Raw genomic sequence first — 19,710 nt, 5'->3', positions numbered from 1 at the left:
TTATATATTTTACAATTTGTTGTCTATATAGTTACATGTCAAGTTTAGTAGCCTATTTGGGTTGCTTTATTATGCGATATATATTTTAATATGAGTGGAACCTCTTATAATTTAAGAGGTTTATAGGTGTGCTTTATGTACACTTTATCCACCACTTGGGCTTTTTATTTGTAGCGCATTGTTATGTGGGGATATTATGGGCCCGTGGATAGCGGGATAAAAAGATTATAGAAATAGAGGAATCGTAAAATGAATATGCACGAGGTTTATAAATATTTAAGTACAGTATTGCCTGAAGGTCATGTGAAGCAAGATGAAATGTTAAAGAATCATACGCATATTAAAGTTGGCGGAAAAGCAGATGTGTTCGTTGCGCCTACAAATTATGTTGAAATTCAAGAAGTTATCAAGTATGCGAATCAACACAATATTCCAGTTACGTTTTTAGGAAACGGTTCGAATGTCATTATTAAAGACGGTGGTCTTCGCGGGATTACAGTAAGTTTAATTCATATTACAGGTGTTACTGTAACGGGGACAACGATTGTTGCGGGGTGTGGTGCAGCGATTATTGATGTGTCACGAATTGCATTGGATCACAATTTAACAGGACTTGAGTTTGCTTGTGGTATTCCAGGTTCAGTTGGTGGAGCGTTATATATGAATGCTGGTGCATATGGCGGTGAAGTAGCTTATGTATTAACAGAAGCAGTTGTAATGACAGGTGATGGAGAGCTATGCACTTTAACGAAAGATGCATTTGAATTTGGATATCGTAAGAGTGTATTTGCGAACAATCATTACATTATTCTTGAAGCGAAGTTTGAACTTGAAGAAGGTGTGCGTGAAGAAATCAAAGAAAAAATGGATGATTTAACTTTTAAGCGTGAATCAAAACAACCGTTAGAGTATCCTTCATGTGGTAGTGTATTTAAGCGTCCACCAAATAATTTTGCGGGTAAGCTTATTCAAGAATCAGGACTGCAAGGTAAGCGAATTGGCGGAGTGGAAGTTTCTTTAAAACACGCTGGATTTATGGTGAATGTTGATAACGGAACTGCGCAAGATTACATTGATTTAATTCATTTCGTACAAAAGACAGTTGAAGAAAAATTCGGTGTGAAATTAGAGCGAGAAGTAAGGATTATTGGAGAAGATCTACAGTAACCTTTGAAGAAAAAAACGTATAAAAGTATGAATTATTTTGGAATAACATTTGGATATTGTTGACAATTTGTTTTCGATTCAATATAATGGCTAATAATTTAACAAATAAAATATACGTTGAAAGAGCCCAGTAGCAGTTTGTCACTGTTATCAAAGAGAGCTAGGGGTTGCTGGAACCTAGCACAAACAAACTTGTGAATTACACTCTGGAGTATCTTAGGTAATGCTAAGCGGAATAGCAATCGATATTATTGCTAAGAGTGGTATGAATAGCTATGCTATTTATGCAAACTGGGTGGTAACACGGTGAATAATCGTCCCTATGTCTATCGTAGACATAGGGACTTTTTGTTTTTAAAAAATAAAGGGGATGACAAAAGATGAATATTATTGATGAATTAGAATGGCGCGGTGCTGTGAATCAACAGACAGATGAAGAAGGTTTACGTAAGTTAGTAGAAGAGAAAAAGATTTCACTATACTGCGGAGTGGATCCGACTGGCGATAGTATGCATATCGGACATTTGATTCCTTTTATGATGATGAAGAGATTCCAATTAGCTGGCCATCATCCTGTTATTTTAATCGGCGGGGCAACAGGAACAATTGGTGATCCGAGTGGTCGTCAATCAGAGCGCCAATTGCAAACGTTAGAAGTAGTCCAGCATAATGTAGATGCGTTAACAGCGCAAATGAAAAAGCTATTTGATTTCGGCGGGAATAGCGAAGTGAAGATGGTAAATAACTATGACTGGACACATAAAATAAAAATTATCGAGTTTTTACGTGATTACGGAAAAAACTTTAGCATAAATAGCATGTTAGCAAAAGATATTGTCGCAAGTCGTTTAGATACAGGAATTTCATTTACAGAGTTCACGTACCAAATTTTGCAAGCAATGGACTTCCATCATTTATACAAAGAAGAAGATGTTCAATTACAAATCGGTGGTAGTGATCAATGGGGAAATATTACGAGCGGTTTAGATTTAATTCGTAAATTAGAAGGTCATGAGGCGAAAGTATTCGGATTAACGATTCCATTATTATTAAAATCAGATGGTACGAAGTTTGGTAAATCAGCAGGTGGTGCTATTTGGCTTGATCCGGAAAAGACAACAGCGTTTGAATTTTACCAGTTCTGGGTGAATACAGATGACCGTGATGTAATTAAATACTTGAAATACTTTACGTTCTTAACGAAAGAGAGAATTGATGAATTAGCAGCGAAGGTAGAAACAGAGCCTCATAAACGTGAAGCGCAAAAAGTATTAGCAGAAGAAATGACGAAATTCGTTCATGGAGAAGAGGCATTTTTGCAGGCTGTGAAAATTACAGCTGCGTTATTTAGCGGAGATATTAAATCGTTAACAGCTGATGAAATTGAACAAGGATTTAAAGAGATGCCGACATTTGAGTCTTCAAAAGAGACGAAAAACATTGTAGAGTGGTTAGTTGATTTAGGAATTGAACCTTCTAGACGTCAAGCGCGTGAAGATATTAATAATGGGGCTATATCTATGAATGGTGAAAAAGTAACGGATGTAGGCACTGATGTTACTGTAGAAAATTCATTTGATGGAAGATTTATTATTATTCGCAAAGGGAAGAAGAACTACAGCTTAGTGGAATTAGGAGAATAGTTCTTGTGAAAGAGTGGAAGTAGGGAAGATATCTACTTCCGCTCTTTTCATATACACAATTTCGACATAAAAAAGTCAGTATATTTTGATAATTAAAGAGGGTTATATTATTCTTTTGCCGAATAAATAAGTTAGAGAAAATTACGGATAAAAATAGCCCGAACCATGCAGGGCATGATTCGGGCTTATATTCAGATTAGTAAGCTAAGCTGAATAGACCTTTAATGTGTGATAAGTAACGAACGTTACTTGCTTCTTTCATTAATGATGCTGGTAAACCTTTAAGTGGAGTATTGGTTGCTCCGATTGTAGCAACAGCATCTTTACGTCCTAGACTAGCAAGTGTTCCAGAGTTGATAGGTGCGAACTCTTCGAATGCTTTGCCTTCTAGTGCTGCGTATAAGTTGTATCCAATTAACTCACCCATTTGCCAAGCGATTTGTGCAGTTGGTGGGTATGGACGACCGTCTGCAGCGAAGACAACAGCGCTATCTCCAGCAACGAATACGTCTTTGTGAGAAGTAGATTGTAGGTGCGCATCAACTGTTGCACGACCGCGGTTTACTTCAAGACCTGATTCACCAATTAATGGGTTACCTTGTACGCCGCCTGTCCAAACGAATGTGTTAGCAACGATTTTTTGACCGTCTTTTAAGTCGATTTCATTACCAGCAACGTTTGTTACAGGAAGACCTGTTAAGAATGTAACACCGCGTGCTTCTAAGCTAGCAGTTGCACGTTCGATTAAGTGGTCTGGTAATACTGGAAGGATTTTCGGACCTGCTTCAACAAGAAGAAGTTTAACTTCTTTTGGATTTACGCCGTGGCTTTTTGCAAGTTTAGGCATAATGTCAGCAAGCTCACCAACTAGCTCAACGCCAGTTAATCCGCCACCACCGATTACGATTGTAGCATCAGCTTCGTTTTTCGTTTTCGCGTATTCACGAATACGGTCTTCAACGTGTTTGTAGATTTTGTTTGCATCAGCAGCAGATTTTAATACCATGCTGTTTTCTTCTAGTCCTGGAATACCGAAGTAAGCAGTTTTACTTCCTAAAGCAACTACAAGTGCATCGTAAGATAGCGTAGTGCCACCAGCTAGTTTGATTTCTTTGCTATCAACTGAGAATGACTCAACTGTTGCAATTTTAAGATCGATGTCTTTACCTTTGAAAAGCTTTGTAAGTGGCATTGCAATTGCTTGCTCAGCAACGTTACCAGCTGCAAGGCGGTGTAGTTCAGTGATGATTTGGTGTGTTGGATATTGGTTGATCACTGTAACTTGTGCTTCTGATTTGCTGTAGTATTTACGTACGTTTAAAGCGGCAAGAAGACCGCCATAACCAGCGCCTAAGATGACAATTTGTTTTGACATAGTATGTTATCCCCCGTCTTTACTAATTGTTGTTATAAGTTAAATTATTTATTATTACGTTCTGCACTAACTTGAAGGTATGCGTTCACAAAGCGGAACATTTTTTGTGCTTGTGGGTCTTTTAGTAATTTTAATAGACCGAACAGGCCGATAACTTCGTTGCTTTCGTCAGCACGATCTTTCGCTTCGATAGCAGTTGCAGCCATGCTTTTCACTGTATCTTTTACAGGTTCTACAAGTTCTTGGATTGCACTAACAGTGTCGTTTTTTAATACTTCATCAGTAGCAACAGTTTGAGCGAAGTCATAAGACTTAGTTAAAATGTTAACAAGCTCAGTTAATTTTGGAAGCTGTTCTACTAGTGTTGTTAATGATTCTTGTACCTCAGGTTTTAACAACTGATCAAGTACATCAAGTTGTCCTTGGCTAGCAGAAATTTGTACAGTTTCTTGTTCTGGCTTTGTTTGAGTCATAGTTTCTGGCATCTCCAATTCTCCTTTACGATAGCAATACTCTTATTTTTGATAGGCAAGATAGTAAACGGTTATGAAACTTTATACAAAGTTTCACAAAACACAATAAAATGCCTTTAAATTTATGACAGCAAGTAGGCTGAAAACATAAATTTAAAACCATAACGTCTTACCTATTATTTATGAACTGTCCGATACATGGCTTGTCCGCATAATGGAAAGTTCCCTTATCGGAAAGTGTATATAATATATATCCTATATTATATACTATATACACGTATGTTAACATAAAAATGATTCCTAATTATTTGATATTGAGCCCATAACCTAGTAATGACAAGGTATGAAAGCGCATAAATTATTTTACTTCGATAAGAAGTATACCTATATAATAATAAAAAAAGGGAAAAACAAACAAATTTACGTTCGTTTTTTCCTTTTTTCTTATTGTTCACTCTCTGCGATTAGCATCGATGTGTTACCGCTTTTTTCAAGATGACATTCGCCCCAAGTACAAAGAGAATCAAGAATCGATTCTAAAGACCACCCGTAATCAGTAAGGGAATATTCTACTTTTGGTGGTACTTGATTGTACACCTTTCTTTGAATAACTCCATCTTCTTCTAATTCACGTAGTTGCTGTGTTAACATCTTTTGTGTAATACCAGGCATTAAACGTTTTAGTTCACTCGTTCTCCTTGTACCTTTCGTTAAGTGGCAAAGAATAACGACTTTCCATTTTCCGCCGATAACCTCTAAAGTTGCCTCCACAGGAATATTATATTTTTTCATATGAAAATCTCCTTTGATGAATGTAGATTTCAGTTCTTCAACAAAAGAAGCTAAATAAAGTGAAACTTAAATGTTACTTTTTAGTGCCTATAGCACTTTAAAGTACGTACTTTTTATTATGTTGAATATGTTTCATAATAGCATACGTAAGAGGGAAATGAGTAGTACGGTACTAAAAAGTGCCTATGTTACTTTTTGGTACCTATCGTACTTTAAAGTGCGTTCTTCAAAAAAAGAGTGAAGCCATTCATAATAGCCTTTATGAGCAGTAAAGTTATTTTTGTAGAAGATAAAAAGGCCTTTTTATCACACTATTATGATTGGATTTCTCGTATTAAGGAGGAGTTCAATTGAATTCATATACAGTATCATCTTCGGCTGTTCAGACGAATCGAAGAAGTATGTTTGCTTTATTAGCGCTAGCAATTAGTGCGTTTGGAATTGGTACAACCGAGTTTATTAGCGTCGGTTTATTACCATCTATTTCGGAGGATTTACATGTTTCTGTTACAACAGCGGGCTTAACCGTTTCTTTATACGCGTTAGGGGTAGCATTTGGCGCTCCAGTTTTAACGTCGTTAACAGCTAGTATGTCGCGAAAGACGTTATTAATGTGGATTATGATTGTTTTCATTATTGGTAATGGAATTGCGGCGGTAGCAACGAGTTTTACTGTTTTACTTATCGCGAGGGTCGTTTCTGCATTTGCACATGGTGTTTTTATGTCGATTGGTTCGACAATTGCAGCTGCACTCGTCCCAGAAAATAAACGTGCTAGCGCAATTGCTTTTATGTTTACTGGTTTAACCGTTGCGACTATTACAGGTGTCCCAATTGGAACATTTATTGGTCAACAATTTGGCTGGAGAGCGTCATTTATGGTGATTGTGGTCATTGGAATCGTTGCCTTAGTCGCAAACAGCATGCTAATTCCGTCTAACTTAAAAAGAGGTACGTCTGTATCATTTCGCGATCAATTCAAACTCATCACGAATGGGAGATTATTACTTGTTTTCATCATTACTGCATTAGGGTATGGTGGAACGTTTGTAACGTTTACGTATTTATCACCGCTATTACAAGAAGTAACAGGATTTAAATCGAGTACCGTTACAATCATTTTGTTAGTGTACGGAGTTGCAATTGCGATTGGAAATATGATTGGCGGGAAGTTATCGAATCATAATCCAATTCGTGCATTATTTTATATGTTCTTTATTCAAGCAATTGTATTATTCGTACTAACATTTACGGCGCCATTTCAAGTAGCGGGGCTTATCACAATTATTTTTATGGGGCTATTCGCGTTTATGAATGTTCCAGGGCTACAAGTGTATGTCGTTATATTGGCTGAGCGTTTCGTGCCGAGTGCCGTTGATATCGCATCAGCAATGAATATTGCAGCATTTAACGCAGGAATCGCTCTTGGGGCTTATTTAGGCGGTATTGTAACGAACTCGTTAGGATTAATTCATACAGCTTGGGTAGGCGGCATTATGGTAGTAGGTGCTGTTATTTTAACAGCGTGGAGTATGGCATTAGAAAAAAGAGATCAAGCAAAATAAAGGAGAGAAAAATATAATGAAAAATTTACAAAGTAAAACAACATTGCATAACGGTGTAGAAATGCCTTGGTTCGGTTTAGGTGTATTTAAAGTAGAAGATGGACCGGAACTTGTAGAGGCTGTAAAAGTAGCGATTAAAGAAGGGTACCGCAGTATTGATACGGCTGCGATTTATGGGAATGAAAAAGCAGTTGGAGAAGGAATTCGCGCTGGGATCAAAGAAGCAGGAATTTCTCGAGAAGATTTATTCATTACTTCAAAAGTATGGAACGCAGATCAAGGATATGAAACGACACTTGCTGCATATGAAGAGAGCTTAAAAAAATTAGAACTAGATTATTTAGATTTATACCTTGTTCACTGGCCTGTAGAAGGAAAATATAAAGATACATGGAGAGCGCTAGAAACACTTTATAAAGAAGAGCGTGTACGTGCGATTGGTGTGAGTAACTTCCAAATCCATCACTTACAAGATGTAATGAAAGATGCAGAAATTAAGCCAATGATTAACCAAGTAGAATACCACCCTCGTTTAACACAAAAAGAATTACAAGCTTTCTGTAAAGAACAAGGTATTCAAATGGAAGCATGGTCACCACTTATGCAAGGTCAATTATTAGATAACGAAACATTACAAGAAATTGCTGATAAACACGGTAAAACGACAGCGCAAATCATTTTACGTTGGGATCTTCAAAATGAAGTTGTAACAATTCCGAAGTCAACGAAAGAACAGCGTATTATTGCAAACGCAGATATTTTCAATTTTGAGCTAACAAAAGAAGATATGGAAAAGATTGATGCTTTAAATGAAAACCACCGCGTCGGTCCAGATCCGGATAACTTTGATTTCTAATAGAGGTAAGTTCAAAGAGTGCAAAAAGTTTGCGCTCTTTTTTATTTTGTCTATGCATAAAAAAAATTTCTAACTAAATAATAAACAGTAGTAAATTTGTTATTTTATAAGGGGTTGTAGACATGAATATAAAACGATCGTTCAAGATAATGGCCACTTTTTTGAGTGTTTTATTTGTATTTGCGAACTTATTATTCCCACTTCAAAAAGCATTCGCAGAAGTTATGGACCATACGAAGTATCAAATGGATTGGAGTTACAGTAGGTCAAAGAAGAAACCAATTCGAACAGAGCTTATTAAAACAGCAGATGGAAAAATTGCTTTTTGTTTAAATGTAGATTTAAAATCGCCAAGTGGTCAAGATTTACCTGAAATGGGTAAAGTGGATATTAACGTGTACCGCGTACTATTAAACGGATACCCACAAAAGAGTCCGCAAGAATTAGGTGTTTCTGATTGGAGAGATGCACATTACGCAACGCAGCTTGCGGTGTGGAATGCGTTAAAACAAATTGATATTAATGATTTAGATTTCCGTAATAAAAATGTAGAAAAAGTAACGAAAGATATAGTTGCAAAAGCAAGTGCTAGTGAAGAACTACAAGAAATTACGATGAGTGTAACACCTTCGGAAGAACAAGAAGCAGTATTAAAAGATGAATTTTTTGAAACTGGTTTATATACAGTGCAAACAAACGCTAAAAGCGGAACGTATAAAGTGCAGGCAACAGGTGCACCAGAAGGCGCGAAGTTCGTAAATGAAAAAGGCGAGGGAAAAACAGAATTTAATGTAGGAGAAAAGTTCCGCATTTTAATTCCGAAACAAACACCATCGGGTGGATTTAGCTTTAAAGTATCAGGGAATTTAACGAAACTACAAGGAATTGCACATAAAGGTACACCGACTATTCAAAATGCGGTTGTGTTACTTGAGCGTAGTGAAGAGAAAACAAGTCCAGAGTTAGCGGTAAGTTGGAAAAAAGCAAATGGTCATGATAATAAACCAAATAAACCCTATACACCAAATGAACCACATAAACCGAATCAATATAACAGATGATGAAAAAAGCTCGTAAACACTATGTTTACGAGCTTTTTTTATTACTCAGCTTCAGAAACAACTGTGAAGCGTTCGTTTACATGTTTTGGATTTTCGATTTCATCAAGTGCTGCTACTGCGAAGTCTTCGTAACTTACGTAGCTATCGCCTTTTGAGTTAACGAGAAGATTGTCTTTGCCAGCTGTATAAGAGCCAGTACGTTTTCCTAGTGCAAATAGTGCAGAAGGGCTGATGAATGTCCAAGTAATATCATTTGTTTGTTGTAAGATTTCTAAGTTTTTACCTTGGTTTTGAGCAGTTGCAAGGTATTCATTTGGGAAACCTGGTGTATCAAATACACGAGTCGTTTTTTCTTCGTCTACAAATAAGCTACCAGCACCACCAACTACAAGTAATTTTGTGTTAGGTGCACCTTTCATAGCTTCGATCAGTACGTTTCCTGCATCTACGTGAAGGTGTTCCTCACCTGCTGGAGCACCGAATGCGTTTACTACAACATCGAATGCTTGTAGGTCATTAGATGTAAGGTTGAATACATCGTTTTCTAAAACTTTTACGTTGTCTTCTGTTATTTTTGAAGCGTTTCTTACGATTGCAGTTACTTCATGACCGCGATCTAATGCTTCTTTTAAAATGCGACTTCCAGCTTTTCCGCTTGCTCCGATAATTCCGATTTTCATAATGAATCCCTCCAAAGTGTTTTGTTAAAGTGTATATGTGAAAATGAATGAATTTAGTGTAATTAGGTTTGTTACAACTTGATGTAATCATTATAGTTACAGGTTGGTGTTTTTGTCAATGGGATTATGTATTGTTTTAGTATGTACATTTTATAAATATAAAGTCATAAAACATAACAAATAACACCGTTATGTTACAAAACCTAACATATGGAAGTAATAACCTGTCGAAAAATGTTGATTTTTGAATATTTTTTAAATATAATTCAATTTATGAAGAAAAAGGGAGGGGACTGACAGTATGAATATTTTAGAACAATTCGTTTCATCAACGAATACGATTCTTTGGTCATATATTCTTATCGCAATGTTAATCGGTTTAGGGCTTTATTTTTCTATAAAATTGAAATTCGTACAAATTACTCATTTAGGGGAAATGGTTCGATTAATGGGTGATGGTTTAACTGGAAAGACACGTAAAAAGGGTAGCGTATCTTCTTTCCAAGCTTTCTGTATGAGCTCAGCAGCTCGTATTGGAATCGGGAACTTAGCTGGTGTAGCGCTAGCTATTTCTATGGGAGGACCAGGAGCTGTATTTTGGATGTGGGTTATTGCGATTATTGGGGCATCTTCAAGCTTCGTAGAAAGTACGCTTGCGCAAATTTATAAAGTAAAAGATGGTAGTGGCTTCCGTGGTGGTCCTGCTTATTATATGGAAAAAGGTTTAAATAAACGTTGGATGGGAATTTGGTTCTCTATCCTTATTACAATTAGTTACGGTTTAATTTTCAACTCAGTACAAGCAAATACAGTGACATTAGCATTTGAAAATGCATTTGGTATTGAGCGTTATGTTGTTGGAATCGTATTAGCAGTATTAGTTGCGGTTATTATTTTTGGTGGTGTGAAAAGTATCGCACGTATGTCTGAGCTGATCGTTCCGCCAATGGCACTTATTTATATTGCAGTAGCTATTTTCGTTGTTATTAAAAACTATTATTTAATACCGGATATGTTTACAGAAATCTTTAAAGGTGCATTCGGTTTAGATTCAGCTGTAGGTGGCGGTATCGGTGCTGCAATGAAGTTTGGTATTCAGCGCGGATTGTTTGCGAACGAAGCAGGTATGGGTAGTGCGCCAAATGCGGCTGCAACAGCGGATGTAACACATCCAGCTAAACAAGGATTTATTCAAACAATTGGAGTATTAGTAGATACATTCTTAGTATGTACATCAACAGCGTTTATCGTACTATGTTCTGGTGCATATAAGGCAACAAATTTAGAAGGTATTGAATTAACGCAAGTGGCGTTAAGTTCACAAATCGGTTCGTGGGCAAGCGGCTTCTTAGCGATTATCATTTTCTTATTTGCTTTCAGTTCATTACTAGGAAACTATTATTATGGTGAAACGAATATTGAATTTATTAAACAAAGTAAAACTTGGTTAACGATTTACCGTATTGCGGTAGTGGGAATGGTATTATTCGGTTCTGTTGCGACGCTTCAAGTTGTATGGAATATGGCAGATTTATTTATGGGTCTAATGGTAATCACAAACTTAATTGCGATTACACTTCTTGGACGATTTGCGTATGCAGCATTAGCGGACTATGTGAAACAAAAGAAACAAGGAAAAGATCCAGTCTTCAGTGCAGATTCTATCCCTGGTTTAACGAACACAGAGTGCTGGGACAAGCCAGCAGTAGCGGACAAAGAAAAAGCTGTATAATAAAAGATGGAACGAGCATCAGAGAAATTTGATGCTCGTTTTTTTATGGTGATAAAATAAGGAGAGAGGTAAAAGACGAACATTAATGAGCGTTTTATAATAAAATGTAATTTTTTTAAAGAAAAATGCAGATGTGAGTTGTAATTTGTGTTAGAATGGTTAATGGCTTTAGAATAAGAGATTAGACGACTTTTTATAATCATTTCTATGGTTTTAGGGGTAAATGGAAAGTTCGGTTTATTTCGTATTTCTAATGGTCAGACGTTCAACGTTAATGAAGAGTTAAATGGAGGATTTTATTAATGAAGTTTGTTATGTTTCTTGTAGGATTACTAGTTGTATTCGTACTCGGTTTTCTTATAAGTTCTGATCGTAAGAAGATTAAGTATAAACCAATCGCGATTATGCTTGTTATTCAGCTAGCGTTAACGTATTTCTTATTAAATACGCCAATTGGTTATATTTTAGTAAAAGGAATTTCAGATGGATTTGGAGCGCTTCTTGGATATGCGGAATCTGGAATCGTTTTCGTATTTGGTGGTCTTGTTAATAAAGGAGAGGTTTCATTCTTCTTAACAGCTTTATTACCAATCGTATTCTTTGCCGTTTTAATTGGAATTCTGCAACACTTTAAAATTTTACCGATATTTATTCGTGCTATTGGTACTATGCTAAGTAAAGTAAATGGTTTAGGAAAATTAGAATCATATAATGCAGTAGCGGCTGCAATTGTTGGGCAAGCAGAAGTATTTATTACAGTAAAAGATCAATTAAGTAAAATCCCCAAACATCGTTTATATACACTATGTGCGTCTTCCATGTCGACAGTATCGATGTCGATCGTTGGTTCTTATATGAAAATGATTGAGCCAAAATATGTAGTAACAGCACTTGTATTAAATTTATTTAGTGGTTTCATTATTATTCATATTATTAATCCGTACGATATTACGGAAGAAGAAGATACACTGAAGTTAGAAAATAAGAAAAAACAGTCATTCTTTGAAATGTTAAGCGAATATATTATGCTTGGTTTCACGATTGCGATTACGGTAGCAGCAATGTTACTTGGTTTCGTAGCATTAATTACAGCAATCAATAGCTTGTTTGATTCAGTGTTCGGTATTACATTCCAAGCTATTTTAGGATATATTTTCTCACCATTAGCATTCGTAATGGGAATCCCGCAATCAGAAATGGTAACGGCGGGACAAATTATGGCAACGAAATTAGTATCGAACGAATTTGTTGCGATGCTTGATCTAGGAAAAGTAGCTAGTGATTTATCAGCTCGTACAGTCGGTATTCTTTCTGTATTCCTTGTATCATTTGCAAACTTCTCATCTATCGGAATTATTGCAGGTGCAACGAAAGGGATTGATGAAAACCAATCAAACGTTGTTTCATCATTCGGATTACGACTTGTATACGGTGCGACATTAGTAAGTCTTTTATCGGCGATTATCGTTGGTGTTATGTTATAAAGTGAAACTTTAATCAGTGGGGGGCTTTATCCCCCGCTGATTATTAGCCTTCACCAATCGGGCTTTTACGGGCAGTTAATCACCCACCTAACTTCTTTGTTTTCGCTGAATTTTGAGGTGGGGGTCTTACTGCCCGTTAAAGCGGGGTAAAAAGGATAGCCCTAGCTCATAGCTAGGGCTATTTTTTATAGTAAATTTACATAAAAAAACCAATCGGTTAGGAATATATTAACATATAAAAATCTTTTAAAATTTATATTGCATTTCGATTAGATAACGCTTACAATTTGATTTGTAGGTGGTATCCATTTCACACGTTAAATACGGTAGAGAAGAAGAGACTACCTGTTATAAATTGCAATTTATGTAAACGCTTACTGATTTTAGAAGACAGTTCAAAATATTTTAAGGGTTCATATTTTTTTAATATTAATGGTCAGACGTCATTCGTTATACGACTGATAACTCATGGAAGTGGAGGATTCACATATGAAGTTAGTAATGTTTCTAGTCGGTTTACTTGTAGTATTTGTACTAGGGTTCCTTATAAGTTCAGATCGTAAGAAAATTAAATATAAACCAATTGCAGTTATGCTTGTAATTCAATTGGTACTTGCGTATTTCTTACTAAATACAAAGGTAGGATTTGTATTAGTAAAAGGGATTGCAGATGGATTTGGCGCTATTTTAAAATTTGCGGAAGCAGGGGTTAATTTCGTATTTGGTGGTCTAGCAAATGATGGACAAGCACCATTCTTCTTAACAGTATTATTACCAATTATTTTCTTAGCAGTACTAATTGGGATCTTACAACATATAAAAGTTTTACCGATTATCATTCGTGCAGTCGGTTTCGTATTAAGTAAAATTAACGGTTTAGGAAAACTTGAATCATATAACGCAGTAGCGGCGGCAATTGTCGGCCAAGGTGAAGTATTTATTACAGTAAAAGATCAATTAAGCAAATTACCAAAAAATCGTTTATACACACTATGTGCATCTTCAATGTCAACAGTATCGATGTCAATCGTTGGTTCTTATATGAAGATGATTGATCCAAAATATGTAGTAACAGCACTTGTACTAAACTTATTTAGTGGATTCATTATCATTCATATTATTAATCCATATGATGTGAGCGAAGAAGATGACATTTTAGAATTACAAGAAGATAAGAAACAAACATTCTTTGAAATGTTAGGCGAATATATTATGCTAGGTTTCTCTATCGCTGTAACAGTAGCGGCGATGTTAATCGGTTTCGTAGCATTAATTACAGCAATTAACGGTGTGTTCGATTCAATTTTCGGAATCACATTCCAAAGCATTTTAGGATATATCTTCTCGCCATTAGCATTCGTAATGGGCATTCCAACATCAGAAATGCTAACAGCAGGACAAATTATGGCAACGAAATTAGTAACGAACGAATTTGTTGCGATGCTTGATCTAGGAAAAGTAGCTGGTGAGTTATCAGCTCGTACAGTAGGTATTTTATCAATCTTCCTTGTATCATTTGCGAACTTCTCATCTATCGGAATTATCGCAGGTGCAACGAAGAGTATCGATGGAAAACAATCAAACGTTGTATCTTCATTCGGATTAAAACTTGTATACGGTGCAACGTTAGTAAGTATATTATCAGCTGTTATCGTTGGGGTTATGCTTTAATAAATAACAAAGAAGTCGTTTATCTCTCACTTCGGGAGGATAAACGACTTTTTGTTTAGCTTGCTTTATCCAAGTCTCTTTTAAATTGTGGTTTCTCCAAATAAGTTCCCAGTCTCCATATATATTCCACAGGCCCCATTCGATATTTCTGTAGCCAATAGGTACTAACGAATAATTGAATCGTATAAATTCCAATGGTTAAAAGAATACCGAAGAAATAGCCAATTTTACCGTATAAGCCAAATCCATATGAGTAAAAAATAGTTGTTGTGATAATAGATTGCGCTAAGTAATTACTAACCGACATTTTTCCCATGTTCGCCATGTATGTTAGTAAATGCGCTACCTTTTTGTAATGGAATAATAAAATAATCGTGCTTCCGTAAAAGAAGGTCATGGTTACTGGTGTAAGACTATCTTGTAACATAATTAAAATCGGATGTTTCACGAATATAGCTAAGATTTTAATTGTAAAAGAGAAAATCCCAGTGATAAGCCAAATTTTTTTGACAGCAGGTATATGTTGATTGACCTCAAATAGCCAGCCCTTTTTCCCCACATACATTCCGAGTAAGAAAAGTGGAGACATAAAAATTATTGCGAAAACTGATATGAAAACTAATCCGAATACACCGTTAATCCCCATATAATCAAAAGGATTTTCAGTCAATCTAAAGTTGATATGATCCATATAGCTTCCAGTCTCATGGACCTTATGTTCCTTTTCGGTATAAGGTGCGAGATCATCATAGGGGTTCGATGTTGATTCCGATTGGTAAGATGCGAGCATAATGAGTGCTAGTAAAATAGATGCCCAAATGAGCAACGTTTTCGGTTTTCGATTGATGAACATCATTAAGAAAATCCCGATAACCCCGTAGGCAAATAAAATATCTCCCTCCCAAACAAAAGTGCCGTGAATGTAGCCTAGTAGTAAAAGAATGATAATACGTCTTATGTATGTGGGGAAGAATTTTTTTCCTTTCGCAATAATACTTTTTTGCAACAAAATAATGCTAAGACCAAATAAAAAAGAGAATAGGGACATGAAATTGTGGGTGCCGAAAAATTGAATAAACCAATTAGCACCTTCATCAAGTTTTCCAAATATGTAAGTTGGTTTTTCATTGGCGAAGAATCCAAATTGAATTAAGGTCATATTGACAAGTAAAATACCAAACAAAGCGAAACCACGGATTGCATCAACAGCTTCTACACGCTGATTCATTTTTTCTCTCCTCGTATATTATTTTATCCCGCATTAACGAGCAGTAAGACTCCCACCTCAAAATTCGGCTGGAGCAAAGAAGTTAGGTGGGAGATCAACTGCCCGTAAACGCCCGATTGGTGAAGGCTAATAATCAGTGGGGGATGAACAAAACCCCACTGATTAAAGTTTCACTTTATATTGAAAATAATACCATTTTCTTACTGGTACTATGTCAAATACAAGGAAATTTAAGGTGATTTTAAGCTAGAGAGAAAATAAAAAAATCACCTTAATATATTCATTAAGGTGATTAAAATATTATTCAGCTGGAGGTGTAAATGTACGTTTCTCTAATTCAGCATCTAGCATAAATAGTGCGTTTGAATCGCTTGTAATACGTTTTAATTTTTGGATGATGCTATCAAATGAAGCTTCTTCTTCTACTTGCTCGTCAACGAACCATTTTAAGAAGGTAATTGTTGCGTGTTCACGCTCATCCCAAGCGATATCAGATAAGTGATAAATGCGTTTCGTTACTTCACGCTCGTGCTCAAGTGCAACTTCAAAAGCGTTTAATACAGATTCGTATTCGTTGTTAGGATTATCAAATCCAGTAATAATAGCGCGCTCGCCGCGGTCATTAATGTAGTTGTAAAGCTTCATTGCGTGGAAACGCTCTTCTTCAGCTTGTACAAGGAAAAAGTTAGCGAATCCATCGTAGCTTTCCGCTGTACAGTAAGCAGCCATTGCCATATAAGCGTGGGCAGAGTAAAATTCAAAATTCATTTGTTCATTTAGTGCGTCGTGCAATTTTTTAGATAACATAAAATCCCCCTTATTATTTTGACAAGAACATTATATCACAATTGATAATCTTCTCATTTAGATGTTTCGAACCTTTTTGAAAGCTTTGTGACGTGTGCTTCCATAATGTCTTGTAAATCCAAATCATATTTTTGTGAAAGAACAATAAGATTAGAAAGTACATCACCAAGTTCTTCTTTTAGTTCTTGTTTTAGCTCTTCTTGTGTTTTTGTTTGTTCATCAGGGCGATCACGACCGATTTCAATTGCGCGAACAACGCGTGAAACTTCCCCAACTTCCTCAGTTAAGAAATTTAAGCGAATAAAGGAATTATACTGTGACCAGCTTCGTTTTTCATAAAATTCCTCAACCCATCTTTGAAATGCGACGATATCCATTTCTTTCTCATCCCTTCAATATGTTGTACAATACCCATTGTATCATAACAATATATAGTTTCGAGGTGTAGGGATGAGAAAGATTTGTGTGTTTGCAGGTTCAAATTTAGGGGAGAGACCAGAATTTAAAGAGCAGGCAATAGAGTTAGGGAAAATATTTGTTGAGAACGATTATGAGCTGGTATACGGCGGTTCATGCGTTGGATTAATGGGAGAAGTGGCAAATGAAGTTCTTCGCCTAGGTGGACGTGTAACAGGTGTTATGCCGCGTGGTTTATTCCGTGGTGAAATTGTTCATACAGGACTAACAGAATTAATTGAAGTAGAAACGATGCATGAGCGTAAGGCGAAAATGGCAGAGCTTGCGGATGCTTTCATTGCATTACCAGGTGGATACGGAACGTTTGAGGAATTATTTGAAGTTGTATGTTGGTCACAAATTGGTATACATGATAAGCCAGTTGGTTTATTGAACATTAAAGACTTTTACGGACCAATTCTGCAAATGGTTGAACGCGCAGCTGAAGAGGGCTTTATGAACCCATCGAATAAAGAGTTAATCGTTTCAGCCGAGACGGCTGACGAATTAATTCATAAAATCCAAAATTACGAGCGTCCTGTTTTGGGGACTAAGTGGAAGCAATTATCATAGTACAATTTTATAGAGAATTTCGGAAACACATGTCATTTTATCTTGAAAAGACATGTGTTTTTAATTTGGTTAAATATATTGATAGTGAGATGTGAAATCGTTGGAAGAGGGGAAGTAGATGGAGGTATGTTTTGCTGACTTAAAAAAAGAACATCTGAATAAAAGGTGAATAAGGAATTATTGAGTGACATAGAATTGTTCCGTTAAAGGGTCAGATTGTGGAAGATAGCGAATGTTTTTTATGAAGGTAATAGAGGTTTTTTTAATCGAAATCAGAATAAATTTTATAGATGTAATCCTTTGGGGATTTTTAATCAGCTATGTATCATAATCTAATCATTAAAATGAAAATTGGAGGAGAAATAATCATGGGGCATTCTGTATTAAAAATGTATAACTACCACTTATGGGCAAATGAAGTTATTTTAAATCGCTTAAAAGAACTACCGCAAGACATTTTCCATAAGGAAGTTAAGAGTGGTTTTTCTTCGGTGGCAAAAGTAATGTCTCACATATACCTCACAGATTTAGCCTGGCTTGAGATTATTTCTGGTAAAAGCATGAGTGATGCAATGGCACACACAGACCAATTGAAAGAACAGCTGGAAACAAAAAATATTGAGGAAATGGAAACTAGTTTTTATGAATTATCTAAACGATATAAAGAACTTTTAAGTAGTCAACAAGATTATGAAAAAGTGTTTGAGGTTGATAATCCATATGCTGGGCACCTGGATACGACGGTTTCTGAAACAATACTACACGTCGTCACCCACGGAGCATATCACCGTGGGAATATAGCTACAATGTTGCGGCAAATGGGGCATACCTCTGTTATGCAAGATTTTGGACTATTTCTATATTCAAAATGAATTCTTTTTATTTACCATAGAATATGGGTTTTTATGATGTTTTTTGGGACTGCTTTTATTAGTGGTCTAAGCTTAATTATGTAATATAGAATAAAGGCATTCCATATTATTTCGGAATGCCTTTATTGTTATTTTTATTTTGTTTTTTATACAGGTACCAGCCACCCCAGCCGCCACCAATTGCTACAACAACGAGGAAAGCATAGTCTTTAACCTCGACACGTATATTGAAAATATTAGCTATGAGTAAGAGAATCCCAACTGTTATTAACGCGAAAAATGCTCTAATTAAGTAGTCTTTCAACTGAACCACTCCCGTCATTTAAGTAGTAAATGATGAACTTGGACAAGCTTTTTGGATCTAATTACTAAAGGGTGTTTCCTATATTTTAACATAAAAGAGATTGTAATATATTGATAAAAGTAGTGGAGGGGAGTGCTATTATTGTCGTGATTTGTCGGTAAGTCGATATATTGGAAAAATCGCTGATAAATTTGACGAAATCGCCGATATAATGCAAAAATCGCTGATAAATTTGATGGAATCGCCGATATAATTAGAAAATCGCTGATATAATTTCTGCGCGATTACCCCATAGAAAAAAGCGACTCTGAACGAGCCGCTTCTGCTTTTAAGTCATATCCAGCTCCAGCGGCTAGAATGTTCGGTGGCTTCGCTTTTTCCTGTGAGGCAAAAAGCGCCTCTTCGTCAGGAGCTCCAACACCCTCCTGTTCTGAACGAGCCGCTTCCGCTTTTAATATATTATTGATTCAAGAATGCACGTAGCATCCAAGCGTGTTTTTCTAGTTCTGTGTAGATGCCTAGTAGTAGGTCAGATGTCATTTCGTCGTCAGAGTTTTGAGCGATTTCCATGCCTTTTTTCAGTTCAGTTAGCATCATTTCGTAGTCTTTCATGATTGCTTCGACCATCCCTTCTGCAGTTTCTCCGTAAGCTGCTTCTTGAATAGAAGATAGTTCTAAGTATTCTTTCATTGTTGCTACTGGTTTGCCGCCAATTGCTAAAATGCGTTCTGCAATTTCATCGATGTGAGTAGCTGATTCTGTGTAAAGCTCTTCAAATTTTTCATGTAGTGTGAAGAATTGAGGTCCTTTTACGTACCAATGGAAGTTGTGTAGTTTTGTAAATAAAACGCTCCAGTTTGCTACTTGTTTGTTTAATGCTTCGATTACTTGTGTATTCATTATGATCAATCTCCTCTTGAGTTATTATGTTATATGAATTACTAATTTATAATTATTATAATCTAGTAATT

Annotated in this window: 19 protein-coding genes and 1 other annotated feature; of the genes, 10 read left to right on the top strand and 9 right to left on the bottom strand. The window is 36.1% G+C overall.

Annotated elements, in window-relative coordinates; genetic code table 11:
- The first annotated feature begins 249 nt into the window (after nucleotides 1-249).
- Nucleotides 250-1,167 carry a UDP-N-acetylmuramate dehydrogenase gene (gene murB / locus AB3X48_RS04380; protein ID WP_016106581.1) on the top strand — a complete coding sequence of 306 codons (918 nt, stop codon included), beginning with the start codon at nucleotides 250-252 and terminating at the stop codon, nucleotides 1,165-1,167.
- 108 nt (nucleotides 1,168-1,275) lie between these two features.
- Nucleotides 1,276-1,492, top strand: a binding site (T-box leader).
- 55 nt (nucleotides 1,493-1,547) lie between these two features.
- Nucleotides 1,548-2,810, top strand: a complete 1,263-nt coding sequence (gene tyrS / locus AB3X48_RS04375) for a tyrosine--tRNA ligase (RefSeq protein ID WP_199714932.1) — start codon at nucleotides 1,548-1,550, stop codon at nucleotides 2,808-2,810.
- 196 nt (nucleotides 2,811-3,006) lie between these two features.
- Here tyrS and AB3X48_RS04370 read toward each other — a convergent pair whose 3' ends face one another.
- The 3 genes from AB3X48_RS04370 to AB3X48_RS04360 all read right to left on the bottom strand — a co-directional run bounded on the left by AB3X48_RS04370 (nucleotide 3,007) and on the right by AB3X48_RS04360 (nucleotide 5,450).
- Nucleotides 3,007-4,185 (bottom strand): NAD(P)/FAD-dependent oxidoreductase, encoded by a 1,179-nt coding sequence (locus AB3X48_RS04370; RefSeq protein WP_016106580.1) that lies wholly within the window; start codon nucleotides 4,183-4,185, stop codon nucleotides 3,007-3,009.
- A 44-nt stretch (nucleotides 4,186-4,229) separates the two neighbouring features.
- A complete protein-coding gene (locus AB3X48_RS04365; RefSeq protein ID WP_002159941.1) occupies nucleotides 4,230-4,670 on the bottom strand; it encodes a DUF1641 domain-containing protein in 441 nt (146 codons plus the stop codon).
- A gap of 432 nt (nucleotides 4,671-5,102) precedes the next feature.
- Nucleotides 5,103-5,450, bottom strand: coding sequence for a winged helix-turn-helix transcriptional regulator (locus AB3X48_RS04360; protein WP_002159942.1), 348 nt, complete (start codon nucleotides 5,448-5,450; stop codon nucleotides 5,103-5,105).
- Between the two features lie 401 nt (nucleotides 5,451-5,851).
- Here AB3X48_RS04360 and AB3X48_RS04355 point away from each other — a divergent pair, with 401 nt between their 5' ends.
- The 3 genes from AB3X48_RS04355 (at nucleotide 5,852) to AB3X48_RS04345 (ending at nucleotide 8,932) form a co-directional block, all read left to right on the top strand.
- Nucleotides 5,852-7,015: an MFS transporter gene (locus AB3X48_RS04355; protein WP_165762455.1), complete on the top strand. Its 1,164-nt coding sequence runs from the start codon at nucleotides 5,852-5,854 to the stop codon at nucleotides 7,013-7,015.
- 16 nt (nucleotides 7,016-7,031) lie between these two features.
- Entirely contained in the window at nucleotides 7,032-7,871 is an 840-nt protein-coding gene (pgoN, locus tag AB3X48_RS04350) for a glyoxal/methylglyoxal reductase (protein WP_016106578.1), read from the top strand.
- A gap of 122 nt (nucleotides 7,872-7,993) precedes the next feature.
- Nucleotides 7,994-8,932: a thioester domain-containing protein gene (locus tag AB3X48_RS04345; protein WP_016106577.1), complete on the top strand. Its 939-nt coding sequence runs from the start codon at nucleotides 7,994-7,996 to the stop codon at nucleotides 8,930-8,932.
- 41 nt (nucleotides 8,933-8,973) lie between these two features.
- Here AB3X48_RS04345 and AB3X48_RS04340 read toward each other — a convergent pair whose 3' ends face one another.
- Complete coding sequence (locus AB3X48_RS04340; RefSeq protein WP_016106576.1) at nucleotides 8,974-9,612, bottom strand: NAD(P)-dependent oxidoreductase; 639 nt, start codon at nucleotides 9,610-9,612, stop codon at nucleotides 8,974-8,976.
- 301 nt (nucleotides 9,613-9,913) lie between these two features.
- Between AB3X48_RS04340 and AB3X48_RS04335 the strand changes: the two genes are divergently transcribed.
- From AB3X48_RS04335 to AB3X48_RS04325, 3 genes are all read left to right on the top strand, one after another.
- Nucleotides 9,914-11,344 carry an alanine/glycine:cation symporter family protein gene (locus AB3X48_RS04335; RefSeq protein WP_016106575.1) on the top strand — a complete coding sequence of 477 codons (1,431 nt, stop codon included), beginning with the start codon at nucleotides 9,914-9,916 and terminating at the stop codon, nucleotides 11,342-11,344.
- A gap of 302 nt (nucleotides 11,345-11,646) precedes the next feature.
- The gene (locus tag AB3X48_RS04330; protein ID WP_002112759.1) at nucleotides 11,647-12,828 is read left to right on the top strand and encodes a NupC/NupG family nucleoside CNT transporter; all 1,182 of its coding nucleotides are present in this window, start codon (nucleotides 11,647-11,649) and stop codon (nucleotides 12,826-12,828) included.
- Between the two features lie 489 nt (nucleotides 12,829-13,317).
- Entirely contained in the window at nucleotides 13,318-14,499 is a 1,182-nt protein-coding gene (locus AB3X48_RS04325; protein WP_002112757.1) for a NupC/NupG family nucleoside CNT transporter, read from the top strand.
- A 55-nt stretch (nucleotides 14,500-14,554) separates the two neighbouring features.
- Here the strand turns inward: AB3X48_RS04325 and AB3X48_RS04320 are convergent, their stop codons facing one another.
- The 3 genes from AB3X48_RS04320 to AB3X48_RS04310 form a co-directional block, all read right to left on the bottom strand.
- Complete coding sequence (locus tag AB3X48_RS04320) at nucleotides 14,555-15,727, bottom strand: DUF418 domain-containing protein (RefSeq protein WP_016106574.1); 1,173 nt, start codon at nucleotides 15,725-15,727, stop codon at nucleotides 14,555-14,557.
- 300 nt (nucleotides 15,728-16,027) lie between these two features.
- Complete coding sequence (locus AB3X48_RS04315) at nucleotides 16,028-16,534, bottom strand: ferritin (protein ID WP_000949400.1); 507 nt, start codon at nucleotides 16,532-16,534, stop codon at nucleotides 16,028-16,030.
- A 53-nt stretch (nucleotides 16,535-16,587) separates the two neighbouring features.
- The gene (locus AB3X48_RS04310; RefSeq protein ID WP_016106572.1) at nucleotides 16,588-16,911 is read right to left on the bottom strand and encodes a MazG nucleotide pyrophosphohydrolase domain-containing protein; all 324 of its coding nucleotides are present in this window, start codon (nucleotides 16,909-16,911) and stop codon (nucleotides 16,588-16,590) included.
- Nucleotides 16,912-16,984: 73 nt separating this feature from the next.
- Here AB3X48_RS04310 and AB3X48_RS04305 point away from each other — a divergent pair, with 73 nt between their 5' ends.
- Both AB3X48_RS04305 and AB3X48_RS04300 read left to right on the top strand, forming a co-directional pair.
- Complete coding sequence (locus AB3X48_RS04305) at nucleotides 16,985-17,563, top strand: LOG family protein (RefSeq protein ID WP_016106571.1); 579 nt, start codon at nucleotides 16,985-16,987, stop codon at nucleotides 17,561-17,563.
- A gap of 368 nt (nucleotides 17,564-17,931) precedes the next feature.
- A complete protein-coding gene (locus tag AB3X48_RS04300; protein ID WP_016106570.1) occupies nucleotides 17,932-18,435 on the top strand; it encodes a DinB family protein in 504 nt (167 codons plus the stop codon).
- Between the two features lie 106 nt (nucleotides 18,436-18,541).
- On the opposite strand, the gene AB3X48_RS04295 is transcribed toward AB3X48_RS04300, so the two are convergent.
- Both AB3X48_RS04295 and AB3X48_RS04290 read right to left on the bottom strand, forming a co-directional pair.
- Nucleotides 18,542-18,739, bottom strand: coding sequence for a hypothetical protein (locus AB3X48_RS04295; RefSeq protein WP_000656311.1), 198 nt, complete (start codon nucleotides 18,737-18,739; stop codon nucleotides 18,542-18,544).
- Nucleotides 18,740-19,198: 459 nt separating this feature from the next.
- Nucleotides 19,199-19,639, bottom strand: a complete 441-nt coding sequence (locus tag AB3X48_RS04290) for a Dps family protein (protein ID WP_002112747.1) — start codon at nucleotides 19,637-19,639, stop codon at nucleotides 19,199-19,201.
- Between the last annotated feature and the right edge of the window lie 71 nt (nucleotides 19,640-19,710).

The organism is Bacillus sp. S4 (assembly GCF_040838205.1).
GTDB classification, from domain to species: Bacteria; Bacillota; Bacilli; order Bacillales; family Bacillaceae_G; genus Bacillus_A; species Bacillus_A cereus_U.
Note: the sequence above shows the minus strand (reverse complement) of the source record. Positions and strands in the feature narration are given on the sequence as shown.

Bases quoted from the DNA above. Each gene is read 5' to 3' on its own strand.
- murB (WP_016106581.1), top strand. From the start codon at position 250: ATGAATATGCACGAGGTTTATAAATATTTAAGTACAGTATTGCCTGAA.
- tyrS (WP_199714932.1), top strand. From the start codon at position 1,548: ATGAATATTATTGATGAATTAGAATGGCGCGGTGCTGTGAATCAACAG.
- AB3X48_RS04370 (WP_016106580.1), bottom strand. From the start codon at position 4,185: ATGTCAAAACAAATTGTCATCTTAGGCGCTGGTTATGGCGGTCTTCTT.
- AB3X48_RS04365 (WP_002159941.1), bottom strand. From the start codon at position 4,670: ATGCCAGAAACTATGACTCAAACAAAGCCAGAACAAGAAACTGTACAA.
- AB3X48_RS04360 (WP_002159942.1), bottom strand. From the start codon at position 5,450: ATGAAAAAATATAATATTCCTGTGGAGGCAACTTTAGAGGTTATCGGC.
- AB3X48_RS04355 (WP_165762455.1), top strand. From the start codon at position 5,852: ATGTTTGCTTTATTAGCGCTAGCAATTAGTGCGTTTGGAATTGGTACA.
- pgoN (WP_016106578.1), top strand. From the start codon at position 7,032: ATGAAAAATTTACAAAGTAAAACAACATTGCATAACGGTGTAGAAATG.
- AB3X48_RS04345 (WP_016106577.1), top strand. From the start codon at position 7,994: ATGAATATAAAACGATCGTTCAAGATAATGGCCACTTTTTTGAGTGTT.
- AB3X48_RS04340 (WP_016106576.1), bottom strand. From the start codon at position 9,612: ATGAAAATCGGAATTATCGGAGCAAGCGGAAAAGCTGGAAGTCGCATT.
- AB3X48_RS04335 (WP_016106575.1), top strand. From the start codon at position 9,914: ATGAATATTTTAGAACAATTCGTTTCATCAACGAATACGATTCTTTGG.
- AB3X48_RS04330 (WP_002112759.1), top strand. From the start codon at position 11,647: ATGAAGTTTGTTATGTTTCTTGTAGGATTACTAGTTGTATTCGTACTC.
- AB3X48_RS04325 (WP_002112757.1), top strand. From the start codon at position 13,318: ATGAAGTTAGTAATGTTTCTAGTCGGTTTACTTGTAGTATTTGTACTA.
- AB3X48_RS04320 (WP_016106574.1), bottom strand. From the start codon at position 15,727: ATGAATCAGCGTGTAGAAGCTGTTGATGCAATCCGTGGTTTCGCTTTG.
- AB3X48_RS04315 (WP_000949400.1), bottom strand. From the start codon at position 16,534: ATGTTATCTAAAAAATTGCACGACGCACTAAATGAACAAATGAATTTT.
- AB3X48_RS04310 (WP_016106572.1), bottom strand. From the start codon at position 16,911: ATGGATATCGTCGCATTTCAAAGATGGGTTGAGGAATTTTATGAAAAA.
- AB3X48_RS04305 (WP_016106571.1), top strand. From the start codon at position 16,985: ATGAGAAAGATTTGTGTGTTTGCAGGTTCAAATTTAGGGGAGAGACCA.
- AB3X48_RS04300 (WP_016106570.1), top strand. From the start codon at position 17,932: ATGGGGCATTCTGTATTAAAAATGTATAACTACCACTTATGGGCAAAT.
- AB3X48_RS04290 (WP_002112747.1), bottom strand. From the start codon at position 19,639: ATGAATACACAAGTAATCGAAGCATTAAACAAACAAGTAGCAAACTGG.